The organism is Caldivirga sp. MU80, from assembly GCF_001663375.1.
Classification (GTDB): domain Archaea; phylum Thermoproteota; class Thermoprotei; order Thermoproteales; family Thermocladiaceae; genus Caldivirga.
In genome coordinates this window covers 24,678-39,077 of the sequence record NZ_LCTF01000026.1, presented here as the reverse complement: position 1 = coordinate 39,077, position 14,400 = coordinate 24,678, and the positions used below count along the sequence as shown (strand labels likewise).

The window sequence follows — 14,400 nt, the reverse complement described above, 5'->3', positions numbered from 1 at the left end:
AAAAGGATATATTATCTCTGCAACTAGCTTAGGATTATGCATTCTAAGTTTAACTATATTGTGACTCATTGTTATCTTATAATCTATATTCAGGTTCTCGAGTATCTTTGCATCTCTCTCAGCCTCTCTCAAGTTTTTATGAGAATAGCCTATGTATATCTCTCTCTTGATATCATCCACATAGCCATCTCCATCCATCTTGCCAGCTATAAAAGCTCTTGCATAATTACCGGTCAAACTCTCTTTCTCCGAAACTATCTCCTCTATAACATGCCTTATCTTCGAAGAACAATAATAAACCTCTATAGCCGGGCTATAACCATATGTGACTCTGATCCTGAATTTATCGCTTCTCACGCCAAGACATTTCTCAGATACAATGATAAAACCGGCTAATAACGAGAAACATTTATTCTTAAGACTCACGATCCCCCTAGCCTTAGAACCTCTATCAGCATCCCATAAACCAGCCAACCAAAACAACCAATAATCACACAAAAACAACCCCCCACACAAGGATTTGCCGGACTTAACCGGAGACCTCACGGCACGAGCTGGCGACGGCCTTATGCGAGGGCCTCCCTGCCAAATAAATCTGAAAATCTAATAGTCTTACGTGCCAAGTTTGATATAAAATCTATGTATCTGGTACAACATATTTCGGATATATATTCTCTTGCTTTCTTATAATATTTTTATCTTCGGGTCTGTTCCTATTATGTTTCTAATTAATCTGGCATCTATTAATGCTTCATTTATATTTGAATATGCTATACGAAGTCTTATCTTATTAAAATCTATAGATCCATCGCCGTCTGTTCTACCTGCCAAATAACTTAAGGCATTTTCTTTGTCAGTTATATAGTTTAACAAGTCTCTAGCGACATTATTTTAATCTTTTTAAAGATCTTGAATTAACATATACTATATAATGCACACCCAGCAATTTTTTTTGTTGCAATAAAATTTTATATTCTCTGGCGGTATTAATTTCAATAACTGATGACCCACCAGATCTGTTGAACAGTGTTTATATAAATCGTCGCTACATGCTACGTAAACCTTTAGCTTAACTCTCTCCGGCGGATAATACTGAAGTAACCACTTTGTAAATCGTAGAATAAGCCTTTCATCAGTATTCGAGAGACCTACACTACTACCCCACCAATATCTATCAGCTAACCACAGACCTAATAAATATGGATCTATCCTCTCCTTCATCTCTAAAACACCTAAAACATCAAAATGATAATGATCATAAAACGTGCAGGGAGAGCCCTCTATGCACCTCCTCTCAGCGCGTCAGGCAAGGTCGTCAGCCTGGCCATCATCCTGCTGTCGCCCCCGGTAAGATTCCCGGCGTTGACTCCAATTGAGCCGCAGGCTCCACCCCTTGTGGTACCCCCCCGCCAATTCAGGGGGAAGTGGGAGCTGGGCGGACAGATAAAGAGAATAAAGACAAAAAACAAGCCTAATTATCATCATTTCATCTCGCGAGATCCCTGCTAGGCATACTAATTCCTCGTTTATATCACAACATCTTAGAAGCCTAAAAGAGCTATTTAAGTTTATGCGCCCAGCTCCCAACCTCCCTTTCCTTTAAGTTTCAGCCTTGCGGCCGTACTCCCCAGGCGGCGGGCTTAACGGCTTCCCTACGCCACTGGGCGGGCCCTAAGCCCGCCCAACAGCTAGCCCGCATCGTTTACAGCTGGGACTACAGGGGTATCTAATCCCCTTTGAGCCCGGGCCAGGTCGGCTTGGTGAGGTGAAGTGAAGATGAGAGGGATCAAAAAGAGGGGTTAATACACGTGAGCCGTCGTAGCCCATAGAACTATAGCCGAGCGTCTGTCGCACTCCATGGCGTTTTGCTGTGTTTCAATATATTAAATCTTACGCAACGCCGACCTGGGCCCGGTTTGCTCCCCCAGCTTTCGCCCCTCACCGTCGGGCGTGTTCCAGCCGGGCGCTTCCGCCACTGGTGGTCCTCCCGAGATTATCGGATTTCGCCCCTACCTCGGGAGTACCCCCGGCCTCTCCCACCCCCAAGCCCGGCAGTATCACCCCCAGCCCACGGGTTGAGCCCGTGGATTTCAGGGGTGACTTACCGGGCCGGCTACGGGCGCTTTAGGCCCAGTAAACGCCCCGACCACTCGCGGGGCTGGTATTACCGCGGCGGCTGACACCAGACTTGCCCCCCGCTTATTCCCCCCGCTCCTTGCACGGGGGAAAAGCCGTCCTCATCGGACGGCACTCGGGGTGGCCCCGTCGCGGTTTCCCGCATTCCGCTAGGGCTGGCGGAGTTACCCACCAGCCCTATTTGCGGAGTATTCGAGCCTGCTGCACCCCATAGGGCCTGGGCCCTTGTCTCAGTGCCCATCTCGGGGCTCCCGCTCTCACGGCCCCCACCCGTCTTCGGCTTGGCGGGCCGTTACCCCGCCAACTACCATGATGGGCCGTAGCCCCATCCTCGGGCGAACCACGCCGGGTGCCGGGCGTGGTTCCTTTGGGGGAGGGGGCCTTCCAGCACCCCTCCCCTGTGGGGGATTAGCCCCAGTTTCCCGGGGTTGTCCCCCTCCCGAGGGTAGGTTGGCCACGTGTTACTGAGCCGTGCGCCGCGCCCCAGCGGGTCCCTGGGGCGCTCGACTCGCATGGCTAAGCCCCACCCCGATAGCGGTCGGGTCCGGCAGGATCAACCGGTTTCAGGATGCGGCCGCAAGGCCGCTCCTGGGGGTTGGGTTTGTTCGGGCTTCTTCCCCTTTCCTGGTGGCTTGGGTGGATCACCCCTCAGGCTCACCCCGGGTTTGCCCCGGTGGTGTTTCTGAGGGGCTCATGAATTTTATTGAGCGTGCAGTAGGTTCCTCGAAGCCCCCTTATTTAAGCTTTATCCCTTGATTCACCATGTCGCCTTGGCGGTGTAGTGTTTATATTCCGGGCCTGTTTTTAAGGGTTATGGGCGTCAGGATGATTGATGTTTCGGCTAAGGAGCCTATTTACAGGGAGGCTTGGGTTGAGGGCTTGGTTAGGCTTAAACCCGAGTTGGCTAGGGCTGTTGGGGATTCCTGGTTCATAGGGCTTGGTAACCTGGCCACCTCAATATCAGTATCAGCCATAATGGCCACCAAGAGGGCTTGGGAGTACATACCACTTCTGCACCCAATACCCATAACCAACGTTGACGTTAAGCTAACCCACGGTGAGGATTACGTGGGCCTGAGGTTAAGGGCTAGGACGGTGGCCCAGACTGGGGTTGAGATGGACGCCCTCTTCGGGGCCTTGGTGGGCTTGGTGACGGCTTGGAACGTGATTAAGGCTAAGCACTGCGTCTGTGGGCCTAATGGGGATTGTAGGGTTGTTGAGGAGGGTGAGGAGACTGGGGGCTTATCATTCAGTGGGATTGGGGAGATTAAGGGCATTGAGGGGGTTAGGGTGATTAGGAAGGTTAAGGGGGCTGAGGCCAATTTAGACTCAAGTGACCCTGCAGTTGCCAACACCGCCAAGGCTCCACCGGTGGTTACACTCTTCGACGCCTCAAATGAACCAATGTACATTGGTGAGGCCGTGGCCAGTGGTTTCATTAAGCTTAGGCAAAGCACCGTTGAGTTGATTAGGAGTGGGGGGTTGGAGAAGGGTGACGTGTTAACGACGGCCCAACTAGCAGCCTTAACAATGGCTAAGAGGGCCTGGGAGCTACTACCCCTAATCCACCAGAATTACATAACTCACGTGGCCGTTGGTGTTGAGGTTAAGGATAATGGAGTCTACGTCAGGGTTAACACCAGGAACATTTCAAGGACCGGCTCAGCCATGGAAGCTTTGATGGCCGTTGGCGCGGCGCTGCTGACGGTTTGGGACATGGTTAAGAAGTATGAGAAGGATGCTGAGGGCCAGTACCCGGACACCGAGATAAGCTTCATTAGGCTTGAGAAGGCGGTTAAAACACCTGTGCAGTAGGTTTAAACAAAACAAAGGCACTAATTCAGTATAGTATTATAGTAATTAAATTATATTGCGTAGTACGGCTGCTGCGTGGGGGATGGTTTGGCCTGCTGAACCCCCTGCTGCCTAACCCCCTCCACCGCATCCTTAATCTTTGCGTAATCCTTACCCACTATGATTACCCTAACCCCCTCATCAGCGACCCTCAACTCGTCGCCGACCTGAACCGTGTACTCGCGGCTCAGCAGCACGCCCTCATAGACGTTGACAACCATCACCTGCCCCACGACCCTGAGTGAATCATACTCGTACTGCGTCATGATGGGTGGGTGCTCCTCAGCCCCATCATTGGAGCTGCCCAGGTAGAGGGCTTCAATAACCTTAACCCTACCGCCACTCATGGGTACCTGACCAATGACTTGGGTTATTGGCTTGTCACCAACGTAATCAACATTAACGTTAACCCCCCTCTTAACGTACCTGGTAACCTCGTTGGTAACTATGCTTCTAATGTTCTCCATAGACTCAATCCTCCTGGCGAACAAAGACATACCGCCAAGCATACCTAGAACACTGAACCTAGGTTTAAAAATACTGGGTTAGGGATAAACCGTAAGTTAATTAAGGTGCCCCAGATCCACGTCGACGTGGCCAGTAGTGCGGTTAAGTTGTCAGTTGGGTTAACGTACGTTGGCTCCATAGCGGCGGGCGCATTCTCAACGGGAGTTGAGGTTGTACACTTCTTCACCTACTTCGGTTCACTTGGCTTGTTCAGCGTAGTAATTGCCGCCGTATTGTTCACGCTCTTCCCGATTATTGGGCTGGAGTACGCAAGGTTAACGGGCTTCTATGACTACGGTAGGTTGGTTAAATCACTAATAGGTGAAGTCCCCTACGTTCTCTTTGAACTGGTCTACGTGGCGCTCGTGGTCCTCTTCATAAGTGCCGTCATGGCTGCTGGTAGCCAACTTTTAACATCAATACTGGGCTTTAACCCATACTACGGCTTGGCCTTAATGTACCTGGTATCGCTACTCATAGTTATCCTTGGGAGGAGGGGTGTGCTTAGCTCCGAGGCCTCATTAACCACGGTTAAGGTGTCCATAATAACGCTGGCCACCTTAACCATAATATACCTGTCCTGGGGTAGGGTGACCTACTCGATGAATCATGTGGTCGACCCCTCAGGTTGGCTTCATAATCCACTGGGCTTCATTGAGTCACCGATTCTTTACGTGAGCTACAACCTAGTGGGCATCCCGGCAATGGCCAGTGTGGCCCAGGACTTGAGTAGCAGGAGGGATGTTGTTGAGGCATCGCTGATAGGCGGCTTAACATTGAGCCTAATGATTACGCTGGAGTACTTGGCTACACTGGGTTACTACAACTATGCCACGAATCCAAGTTACCCCTTCGCCAACCTACCCATCTACTACGCCTTAGTGTACTCAAGGGCCCCCTATATCCTTGTGATCCTTTACGTAGTGTTCCTCTACATAGCCCTCCTAACAGCCCTCGTGGGTAACATAAACTCAATTACCTACAGGGTTGAAGTCGCCTTGAAGGGTAGGCGTAGCGTTAGACCTGCGGTAACAATCACCGTGTTAACCGTAGCCACCTTCATAGCTATAAGCGGCCTATACAACATAGTCTCAGTTGGGTACACGTACCTCTCATATGCCTTCCTAGCCTTATTCACAGTACCCCTAGCCTCCGTGGGTGCCTACAGGGTGTTCGTCAGGAACCACTAAAAGACCTATGACCCTTTCCCCCTTTCCTTGGCTTCATCGCCGTTTAGCATGCTTCTTAATGCCTTGGCTAACTCATCCCCAAGCTGCCTTGAGTTGGACTTCATTGATGCGTATATCTTAGAGGCCTCCTCCTCAAGCCTCCTCCTAACGGATTCAGGCACCTCCCTACCTGAGCCTATTAGGGAGAGCATGGACTCCATCCTGCTCCTGAAGTTCGGGTCTATTAGCGTTGGTGCGTACTTGGATAGTGAGGCTATGAGAGCCTTACCGAGCGGTGTCGGTATGCACTGCCCCTTAACAATCTTAATGTACCTCCTCTTGACGTTGGTATGTATGTGGTCCTGCATGGTTGCATCCGTGCCTATTCCATACTTCCTCATCAGCCTAAGGAGCTCCGACTCACTTAGGTATGGTGGAGGGGTTGTTTTCCTCTTAACAACCTTAACATCCTTAACTGGGACCTGCTGGCCAACCCTTAAGCTGCCCACTGGCAGTGGGTTAACCTGTGGCCTTTCGAATGGGTATATTGAGAAGTAACCCTCCTCAATAATCCTAAGCCCACCGGCCTCAAAGAGTACACCACCGGCCTCAACGGTAATCCTCTGCTCCTCCACTAGGGCTGGGGGGCTTAGGGTTGCTAGGAAGTGCCTAACCACGAAGTCGTATATGACCCAGTACTTGAAGTTCCTGAACCTGGCCATGACCTCAGCCTTATCTGCAGCCTTAACGGGGTGTATGGGTGGGTGTGCATTGTCACTGCTCCTACCGGCCGTTGGCCTTATGCCCGAGGCCAGCAGCCGCCTTGAGTACTGCCCATACGTTGTCGTTGAGGCCAGTGCCTTAACAATCCCCCTGAGGTCTAGGGTTGGTGGGTAGATATTGGTCTCGGTCCTCGGGTACGATATGTAGCCCTGCCTGTAAAGCTCCTCTGCAATATCAAGAGTTTGCTTACTCCTAATGTTGAGGAACCTGCTGGCCCTCCTCTCAAGTTCAACAGTGTCAAGTGGCTTGGGTGGATTCACGTGAACCTCCTTGGCCTCAGCAACCTTAACAATGGCCCTGCTGGCCTCCTTAACCCTCCTGAAGACTGCTTGAACCTTCCTGAGATCCTTGAACTTATCCACGGACTCTAGGGTCACCTCCCTGCCGTTGACCTCGATCGTCAGCTTGATCTTGTAGTAGATCTCGGGCTTGAAGTTCTCTCTCTCCAGGGCCCTTTGAACAACTAGGTTAAGCACCGGCGTTTGGCATGGGCCATAGCTTAGGAATTCGCCCCTACCTAGGGGGGCCTTGCTTGACCTGGCGCTTAGCGTTAGTAACCTAGTGAAGGTTGCCCCATACTTAAGGTCGAGCACCATCCTCGTGAACACCTTCCTAGCCCAATTAACGTTGAGGGTTGTTAGCCTACTGAAGGCCCTCCTAATGTCATCTCTTGTTATAGCTGAGAACAGTACCCTCCTGAACCTTAGCCTTGGGTTCCTCAACCTGGCCACCATCATGACCTCGTAGGCTATGGCCTCACCCTCAACGTCTGAGTCTAAGGCTAGTATGAGCTCCCTGGCCTCCTTGGCCAGTTCAACCAGGGTCATTATGTATGGCCTATCCTGCCACCTAATGACCATTACAGGTTCAAGCTCAATTAACCTACCCGGCTCCACACTACCCCAGTTGTTGTAGGTGTCCTCGAAGTCGAAGTCAAGTATGTGGCCCTTGAGGCCCATTGAAGCCCAATACTCCCCATTAACCTTGAAGAAGTACACTGGGACATTGTTAATCTTCCTGGTTGAGTAACCACCGTCAGCTAGGTACTGGGCTATTGCCTTAGCCACACTATTCTTCTCAGCCACAACTAGCCTATCCACTGGGGTTAGCCAGCCGAAACGTTTAATAAATCCTTCAGTGAATTTGAGGTGATTCAAATGTCCAGTGAAAGGAAGCCGGATGAGAAGAAGCAGCCGCAGATACCCCCACCACCGTTGACACCGCAACAAGCCCAGGCAACTACCCCACAGGGTCAGCAGAGGCAGGGTGAGCAGGTTAACCCAATAGTACCCCCACCCCCGGTGGCTCAGCAACCTCCCCAGCAGCCTCAATACCAGCAGTTACCCATGCAGCCACCCACACAACAAAGGCCGGTTATACCACCCACGCAGCCTATGCCATACCCACCATCCCCGTATTACCAGCCTAGGCCGCCTCAACCCCAGCCACCCATGCAGTACCCCCCATACCCAGCGCCCATGCCCCCCATGGCCCAGCAACCCATTATTCAGCCACCACCCATGGTTAGGCCTGAGGAGCAGCTATCAGTTAGCGGTGATGTTCATAGGGCCTTCAGGTACGCTATGATAGTCGGCGTACCCTTGGCCATTGGTGGTGTTGTTGTTGCCCTACTGGCGTCCCTAGCGTTAAGCATACCGGCCTACGTATACCTGGTGATGGGCGTGTCGATAGTGCTACTGTCGCTTGCACTGATAATTACAAGTTACTCGTGGTTCAGGTCACTTAGGGTTATTGAGAATGAGATGAATAAGCTTAGTCAACGCATAGCGACCCTACAGCAGGTTAGGCCACCAGTTCAAACACAGCCGAGGATGCCTGCACCTTCGCCGATGCAGCAGAGGTACGTTATGCCACCGCCAATGCCACCCTACATGCCGCCACCTCAGCAGCAAGGCAGTTCAAGCGACACCACCAGTGATAATGAGGATTACACTCAGTGATGGCACCTTCAAAAAAATATTAGGCTGCATTGATCTCTGGCGAGGGGTTTTTAACCCCCCTCTTAGGGTTTAAGAAGTAGAAGTTATGGATGCGCATAACACAGCGGCTGACGACGGGGATAATGAGTTGATAAGCACGCTGCTGCTGTTGCCTACTAGGGTGTTTGAATCGCTGGTCTCTTACCCCATTAGGCTAAGTATCATGAATTCGCTTATAAATGGCCCATTAACGGTCACTGATATAGCATCTAGGTTGAGGTTGGCTAAGGGTGTTGTGCATAGGCACTTGAAGATTCTTGAGAAGATGGGTTGGGTAACAGTGGCTAGTGATGAAATAGTGAGGATACTTAACTTATCGAGGGAGGCTAATAGGGTCTACTACATGCTGTCGTCACTAATATACTTCGGCTATGATGTGAACTTCGATGGGTGCGAGATTCAGCTTAAGATTAACAGTAAGTACGTTGCCTTCGCCGACTCCAGGAAGGGCGTGTTGATTGTTAAGACCCCAACGGCAACCTATGGGTGTGTTAAGTCCTGTGGAAATGGCGTTGAGTGCATTAACTGGGCTCTTAAGGTTTCTAGGAAGTTCAGGATACAGGTTAACGTACCCAACATTAATATCAACGTTGATGATGCATTGACTCAGTTGTTCCATGGGATACTGGTTAAAAGCTTCACGTCACCCAAGGCTAAGCTGCCGTTGATTAGGATAGTTGACTTGAAGATTGACAATGTGTATAGGCAGTGGTTGGGAAACCCAATAAGGGTTAATAGTAATGGTAGTGGTCAGCATTAGCCATCTACTTAACCTCCCTATCCTTGTTTCTCCTCACCTCAACAACATCACCAAGGGTTAACTCCCCACCTCCTGATTCACCTAGCTCAGTCTCAGTCTCCTCGCTCTCAACCAGTAGCCTAACCCCAAGCACCTTCTCAATCCTCCTGGCTAGGTTAAGGTCCGGGATTAACTTACCATCTTCAATATTCTTAAGCGTACTCTCCTTTATACCCAACATGCTCGCCAGGACATCCCTACTCATGCCAAGCCTACTTCTCGCATCCCTAATAACCTCACCGTAGTTTTCAATAACCTCATACCTCTCTGCCTGTGAAACATTAACCTCATTACGCCTCTTAACGGGTTTAACTGGTGTAGCCGCCCTCTGTCTAGGCTTAACCACGGTTTGCCCACCTTGAACCTGCTGAATAACCCCAGAAAGAACCCTAACACCCTTAACGTTCGCATAACGCTGCGCACAACGTTGGCATAGGTTTAAGACTGCGCCATCTATCTCCACGACTATCGGTTCACCGTTGATTTCCCTCCCACATATGTCGCAGGTTAGCACCATGGTTGCTTAGGTGCATTACTGCGTATTAAACCTTTTGTTTTAACAGGAGCATTGGCTGCATGTGTACTACAACCTTTATGCTAAAACTTAATAATAGTACCTAGCAATGCCTATATGGCTCAGGCCCAGGGTTTAGGCCAAGTGCTTAGGCACGTTGATGAGCTTAGGGACTTCATCATCGAACTGTATAGGGGCTTCATACCTATTAAGGCCCTTGCCCCTGAGAATGGTGGTGATGGGGAGTGGGATAGGGCTAATTACCTGCTTGGGGTGGTGAGGAGGTATTTCAATAGTGTTAGGGTTATTGAGGCCCCTGACCCAAGGGCTAGGAACGGGTCAAGGCCAAACATAGTGGCCCTAATCAACGGTAATGATGATTCAAAGACCCTTTGGGTCATAGCCCACATGGACACTGTACCCGAGGGTGATAGGTCGCTGTGGAGTGTTGAGCCGTATCAGGCTACGGTTAAGGGGGATTTAATCTACGGTAGGGGTGTTGAGGATAATGGACATGGTATAGTTGCCGGTGTGGCCGTCGGTAAGGTTCTCCATGACTTAGCCGTTAAGCCACCCATCAACTACGGCTTAATACTGGCAAGTGATGAGGAGGTTGGCAGCAGGTATGGGATTAAGTATATTCTTGAGGAGGAGAGGGGCCTAATAAAGCCAAGTGACTTAGTTATTGTGCCCGACGCGGGAAGTAAAGATGGATCTATGATCGAAGTCGCAGAGAAGGGTATACTTTGGCTGAGAGTCACTGTAACTGGTAGACAGGGGCATGCAAGTATGCCGGCATCAGCCCTAAACGCCCATAGACTCGGCATGATGTTGGCTCTTAAGATTGATGAAACCTTGCATAGTGTGTTCAACGCTGAGGACCCCATGTTCACACCCTCATCATCAACTTTCGAACCCACTAGGGTTGATAAGAACGTAGATAACATTAACACCATCCCAGGGAGGCACACGGTCTACTTCGACTGCAGGGTACTACCAAGGTACAGCCTTGATGAAGTATTAGCCTCCGTAAACAAGGTCGCCGAGGAGTTCTGTAGTAAATACTCCTGTGGATTCAGCATAGAGGTGGTGAATAGGGATGACCCATCACCTCCAACAGACCCCAATAGTGAGGTAATTCAGCGGTTAGGCAAAGCTATTAAGATTGTAAAAGGTGTTGAAGCTAGGTACATGGGTATTGGCGGAGGAACCTATGCAAAGTACATTAGGGCTATGGGTATACCGGCAGCTGTATGGATGACCGCTAGCGATACAGCCCACATGCCCGATGAACACATTAATATTAATGACGTGTTGAGCGATGTTAAGGTGATACTAGCGTCAATACTAATGTAACATTCTAAGCACCGGCAATGCCACCATTAAGGCAATGCTTTAATTAGGCATTAACTAACCCTATGCATGAATTGGTGGGAGTTAACCTGGCCCGAGTTTGAAAGGGTTGATAAGACAGTTGCACTATTGCCCACCGGCATAGTGGAGGCCCACGGCCCCCACCTACCCCTCGGCACTGATGCATTAATGGCAACATACATAGCCGAGGAAACCGCAAGGAGGACCAACGTTCTGCTGTTACCCACGGTTTGGTATGGGAACACGTACGTCCTAGACAAGTTCCCTGGCACAATCTCGATCAGTAATGAAACCCTCTACAGGCTTTACCTAGACATATTCAGGGAGGTGGCCAGGAATGGTGTTAAGTACCTGGTGGTTGTAAATGGACACGGGGGTAATGTTGACGCATTAAGCATGGCTGCTAAGGATGCGGCTAGGGAGACTAAATTAACGGTAATACTGGTTAATTGGTGGATTGACCTAGCCAAGGAGACTAGGAGGAGAGTCCTCGAGACCCCTGAGGGTCACGCGGCTGAGGATGAGACCAGTGAGGTTTGGGCAGCTTACCCTCAATTGGTTAAGGCTGTCCCAAGGGATGGTTCCGCTGATGAGTGGGTTGAGGTTAGGTTTAGGGTTTACGGTAAAGATGCATACGCCATGGAGTACACGAAGGCGGTCCAAGGGTACCCATCTAAGGCAAGTCAGGAGAAGGGTAGGGCAATACTTGAGGCTTCTGTTAATGAACTCACCCAGCTCATAGAAGACTTAAAGAAAGGTAAATTACCGGTTATAAAAGTTAAATAAGGCAACGTATTAACCTAGGCCACACGTGGAGTTTAAGTTAATTGAGGCTTAATAATTCACTGTAACTAATTGCACCAAGACATCTTAAGACTGCTTTTAAGTTTAAGGTGATGCTGCCTTTATCGGCTTCTCAATAGCCGCGACTTCAATTCTTTGGGGGACCTTGGATATTGGGCTTAGGCACCTTGGGCATCTACCACCCCAATACTTGGCCACGTCTTCCGTGCTCTTGAGCCTATCACCACTGTAAAGTATGAAGCCGCACCAGCGGCATACGTATTCGATTGCCATACTTCACCAGCTTTTTAACTAACTTAAAAGCATTACCGTTAAATTATAATATCCTTATAGATATAGTGTAATAATTCAATTACCAGGAATAGAATAAATTATTTGCAGTTTAGAAAAAGAATAGGCCTCATGTTAATGAACAACACCCTCCAGTCACCCCACCAATCATCCCTAAACACCGCCGATACGGAGCCCGTATCCACGCTAACCCTATAAGTATTACCTAAATCAGACTTAACAATACCCATTATTAAAGATGCTATGGGTTGGTAATGGGAGACTATGATGGTGTCCTCCTTGATGCTGTTTAAAACCCTCATCATCCTCATCAACACTGACTCGGCCGTTTCACCACCAGGTGGTGGGTGCTTAAGTGGATTCCTTGAGTAATCTAGGAAGGGTTGCCCAATATCGTTAATCCTCTTAAGCTCCCACTCACCCATATCAACCTCCCTAACATCATCATTAATGATTACTTTGGCGTTGAGCTCCTCAGCCAAAATGCTTGCTGTCTCCCTAGCCCTAAGCAGTGGTGACGATACTATATAATTAATACCCCTAGTCACGCTTCGTATGAACCTTGCAGCGCATAGAGCCTCCAGGCGCCCCCTTTCGGTTAATGGACCGATGTTGACATCTCTGCTCTGCAGTATCCCCTCCTTGGTTAGGGTTGATTCACCATGCCTCACTAGGTAAACGACAACCATCAAATGAGCCACATTAAGCCTTTATTAAGTATAACGATGCGAAAGGTTATTTAATCCAAGCCCTATAGTGGGTATTTAGCCCCGGTAGTATAGCCCGGTCAAGTATACGGCGCCGACCACCATTCCTAAGATCCCCCGGGGCTTCTTCCCGGTAATGCTCAGCGCATACTACACATCTGTTCATTGCTGTTCCCTTTACGTGGTGACGTGGTTAAACATTTAAGTTCCTCATCATTAAACTGCAGAGGTCGCGGGATGCCGGCTAACTTACCCGCCGAGGCTAGGGCTAAGTGGCTTAAGGTGCTTGAAGCCAAGACCCCTGAGGAGAAGTTGAGGGCCCTTGAGGAGTTCCTAAGTTCAGTACCTAAGCATAAGGGTACCGAGAACCTTGTTCATTGGGCCAGGAGGAGGATGGCGCAGCTTAGGAGGGAGATTGAGCTTAAGAGGGAGAAGGAGAGGAGTAGGGGTGGTGGGGGTTTTAGGCTTCACGTGGAGAAGAGTGGTGATGTTCAATTGGCAGTGGTGGGCCCACCCATGTCGGGCAAGAGCGCACTACTCAAGTGCCTAACGGACGCTAACATTGAGCCTGACCTCATACCCTACTCCACGGTTGAGCCAGTGCCCGGAATGTTCATTGAGGATAACGTGTACTTTCAACTGGTTAAGGCACCATCAATCAGCCTAGGCAAGGAAAGCGACATGAATGACATTGCTATATCCATAGTTAGGAATGCCGATGGCGTACTGCTGGTTTTAGACTGCCTTAGTGGTGACGCTAAGTGGCAGTTTAACGCCATAAGCGAGATGATGCTTGACGACGGCGTGTACCTAGTTAAGCCTAGGGGTATTGTTAAGGTTGAGCCTAAGACTGGCATGGGGATTCAGGTTATCGGTAAGCTCGTAGGGGCTACGCATAGTGACATCGTTAAGCTGCTAACTGGGTATAGGATATATGGGGCAGTGATTTACATAGATGGCGAGGCGACGCTGGATGATGTTGAGGATGCTTTAATAAGGTCACCCGTGTATAAGCCAACAATAATAATATTCAATAACCACGATGCATGCCGTGAAGGCTTAACCAATCTAAATGTACCTATAATACCGGCTAAGCTAAGTGAGTGCATTATCAATAGGGCTGTGCTTGCCGAGACCATACTAAGGCATCTTGACTTAATAAGAGTCTACACTAAGGAGCCCTGGTCAAGTAAGCCGACTGATAAACCATTCATAATGAGGAGAGGATCAACTGTGGGTGACCTAGCCCAGAGGATACATAGTGACTTGTTTAGGAATTTTAAGTATGCCAAAGTTTGGTCAAACTCCGGGTTCTTCAGGAGGGTTGGGTTAAACTACGTGCTTAACGATGGAGATGTGGTTGAGATTCACGCATGATTAACCGCAGTACTGATTATCAATGACCCCCTTCCCCGTCCCAGTGAGATGGGTTTTTCATTGTGGGGGTCTTGGGTGTTGCCTC

General features: G+C 49.6%; 14 protein-coding genes, 1 rRNA gene and 1 other annotated feature. Of the genes, 7 read left to right on the top strand and 8 right to left on the bottom strand.

Going from position 1 to position 14,400, the window contains the following annotated elements; translation table 11 throughout:
* The 3 genes from AAX04_RS08270 to AAX04_RS08265 all read right to left on the bottom strand — a co-directional run.
* A partial coding sequence (locus AAX04_RS08270; protein ID WP_156519774.1) for an LAGLIDADG family homing endonuclease occupies positions 1-474 on the bottom strand: 474 nt, incomplete at its 3' end.
* A 450-nt stretch (positions 475-924) separates the two neighbouring features.
* Complete coding sequence (locus AAX04_RS11955) at positions 925-1,221, bottom strand: hypothetical protein (protein WP_156519773.1); 297 nt, start codon at positions 1,219-1,221, stop codon at positions 925-927.
* Between the two features lie 42 nt (positions 1,222-1,263).
* Positions 1,264-1,377: a sequence feature (16S ribosomal RNA rRNA prediction is too short), on the bottom strand.
* A 253-nt stretch (positions 1,378-1,630) separates the two neighbouring features.
* Positions 1,631-2,697: ribosomal RNA gene (locus tag AAX04_RS08265) — 16S ribosomal RNA — on the bottom strand.
* A gap of 252 nt (positions 2,698-2,949) precedes the next feature.
* Between AAX04_RS08265 and AAX04_RS11655 the strand changes: the two genes are divergently transcribed.
* Complete coding sequence (locus AAX04_RS11655; RefSeq protein WP_084761288.1) at positions 2,950-3,951, top strand: cyclic pyranopterin monophosphate synthase MoaC; 1,002 nt, start codon at positions 2,950-2,952, stop codon at positions 3,949-3,951.
* Positions 3,952-4,001: 50 nt separating this feature from the next.
* On the opposite strand, the gene AAX04_RS08255 is transcribed toward AAX04_RS11655, so the two are convergent.
* Entirely contained in the window at positions 4,002-4,499 is a 498-nt protein-coding gene (locus tag AAX04_RS08255) for a hypothetical protein (protein ID WP_066796745.1), read from the bottom strand.
* A gap of 84 nt (positions 4,500-4,583) precedes the next feature.
* Between AAX04_RS08255 and AAX04_RS08250 the strand changes: the two genes are divergently transcribed.
* Complete coding sequence (locus AAX04_RS08250) at positions 4,584-5,687, top strand: hypothetical protein (protein WP_066796742.1); 1,104 nt, start codon at positions 4,584-4,586, stop codon at positions 5,685-5,687.
* 5 nt (positions 5,688-5,692) lie between these two features.
* Here the strand turns inward: AAX04_RS08250 and AAX04_RS08245 are convergent, their stop codons facing one another.
* Positions 5,693-7,549 carry a DNA topoisomerase gene (locus AAX04_RS08245; RefSeq protein WP_066796740.1) on the bottom strand — a complete coding sequence of 619 codons (1,857 nt, stop codon included), beginning with the start codon at positions 7,547-7,549 and terminating at the stop codon, positions 5,693-5,695.
* 57 nt (positions 7,550-7,606) lie between these two features.
* On the opposite strand from AAX04_RS08245, the gene AAX04_RS08240 reads away from it, so the two are divergent.
* Entirely contained in the window at positions 7,607-8,410 is an 804-nt protein-coding gene (locus tag AAX04_RS08240) for a Yip1 family protein (protein ID WP_066796738.1), read from the top strand.
* An 85-nt stretch (positions 8,411-8,495) separates the two neighbouring features.
* The gene (locus AAX04_RS08235) at positions 8,496-9,209 is read left to right on the top strand and encodes a winged helix-turn-helix domain-containing protein (RefSeq protein WP_066796735.1); all 714 of its coding nucleotides are present in this window, start codon (positions 8,496-8,498) and stop codon (positions 9,207-9,209) included.
* Between the two features lie 4 nt (positions 9,210-9,213).
* On the opposite strand, the gene AAX04_RS08230 is transcribed toward AAX04_RS08235, so the two are convergent.
* A complete protein-coding gene (locus AAX04_RS08230; RefSeq protein WP_066796732.1) occupies positions 9,214-9,765 on the bottom strand; it encodes a multiprotein bridging factor aMBF1 in 552 nt (183 codons plus the stop codon).
* A gap of 114 nt (positions 9,766-9,879) precedes the next feature.
* Here AAX04_RS08230 and AAX04_RS08225 point away from each other — a divergent pair, with 114 nt between their 5' ends.
* Positions 9,880-11,118, top strand: a complete 1,239-nt coding sequence (locus tag AAX04_RS08225) for a M20 family metallo-hydrolase (RefSeq protein ID WP_066796729.1) — start codon at positions 9,880-9,882, stop codon at positions 11,116-11,118.
* 66 nt (positions 11,119-11,184) lie between these two features.
* Positions 11,185-11,922, top strand: coding sequence for a creatininase family protein (locus tag AAX04_RS08220; protein ID WP_066796727.1), 738 nt, complete (start codon positions 11,185-11,187; stop codon positions 11,920-11,922).
* 102 nt (positions 11,923-12,024) lie between these two features.
* On the opposite strand, the gene AAX04_RS08215 is transcribed toward AAX04_RS08220, so the two are convergent.
* Both AAX04_RS08215 and AAX04_RS08210 read right to left on the bottom strand, forming a co-directional pair.
* Complete coding sequence (locus AAX04_RS08215; RefSeq protein ID WP_066796725.1) at positions 12,025-12,213, bottom strand: hypothetical protein; 189 nt, start codon at positions 12,211-12,213, stop codon at positions 12,025-12,027.
* Positions 12,214-12,311: 98 nt separating this feature from the next.
* The gene (locus tag AAX04_RS08210) at positions 12,312-12,920 is read right to left on the bottom strand and encodes a histidine phosphatase family protein (protein WP_066796722.1); all 609 of its coding nucleotides are present in this window, start codon (positions 12,918-12,920) and stop codon (positions 12,312-12,314) included.
* 255 nt (positions 12,921-13,175) lie between these two features.
* Between AAX04_RS08210 and AAX04_RS08205 the strand changes: the two genes are divergently transcribed.
* The gene (locus AAX04_RS08205; protein ID WP_066796719.1) at positions 13,176-14,315 is read left to right on the top strand and encodes a GTP-binding protein; all 1,140 of its coding nucleotides are present in this window, start codon (positions 13,176-13,178) and stop codon (positions 14,313-14,315) included.
* Positions 14,316-14,400 lie beyond the last annotated feature (85 nt).

Bases quoted from the DNA above. Each gene is read 5' to 3' on its own strand.
- AAX04_RS08205 (WP_066796719.1), top strand. From the start codon at position 13,176: ATGCCGGCTAACTTACCCGCCGAGGCTAGGGCTAAGTGGCTTAAGGTG.
- AAX04_RS08225 (WP_066796729.1), top strand. From the start codon at position 9,880: ATGGCTCAGGCCCAGGGTTTAGGCCAAGTGCTTAGGCACGTTGATGAG.
- AAX04_RS08215 (WP_066796725.1), bottom strand. From the start codon at position 12,213: ATGGCAATCGAATACGTATGCCGCTGGTGCGGCTTCATACTTTACAGT.
- AAX04_RS11655 (WP_084761288.1), top strand. From the start codon at position 2,950: ATGGGCGTCAGGATGATTGATGTTTCGGCTAAGGAGCCTATTTACAGG.
- AAX04_RS08230 (WP_066796732.1), bottom strand. From the start codon at position 9,765: ATGGTGCTAACCTGCGACATATGTGGGAGGGAAATCAACGGTGAACCG.
- AAX04_RS08210 (WP_066796722.1), bottom strand. From the start codon at position 12,920: ATGGTTGTCGTTTACCTAGTGAGGCATGGTGAATCAACCCTAACCAAG.
- AAX04_RS08240 (WP_066796738.1), top strand. From the start codon at position 7,607: ATGTCCAGTGAAAGGAAGCCGGATGAGAAGAAGCAGCCGCAGATACCC.
- AAX04_RS08255 (WP_066796745.1), bottom strand. From the start codon at position 4,499: ATGCTTGGCGGTATGTCTTTGTTCGCCAGGAGGATTGAGTCTATGGAG.
- AAX04_RS08220 (WP_066796727.1), top strand. From the start codon at position 11,185: ATGAATTGGTGGGAGTTAACCTGGCCCGAGTTTGAAAGGGTTGATAAG.
- AAX04_RS11955 (WP_156519773.1), bottom strand. From the start codon at position 1,221: ATGAAGGAGAGGATAGATCCATATTTATTAGGTCTGTGGTTAGCTGAT.
- AAX04_RS08235 (WP_066796735.1), top strand. From the start codon at position 8,496: ATGGATGCGCATAACACAGCGGCTGACGACGGGGATAATGAGTTGATA.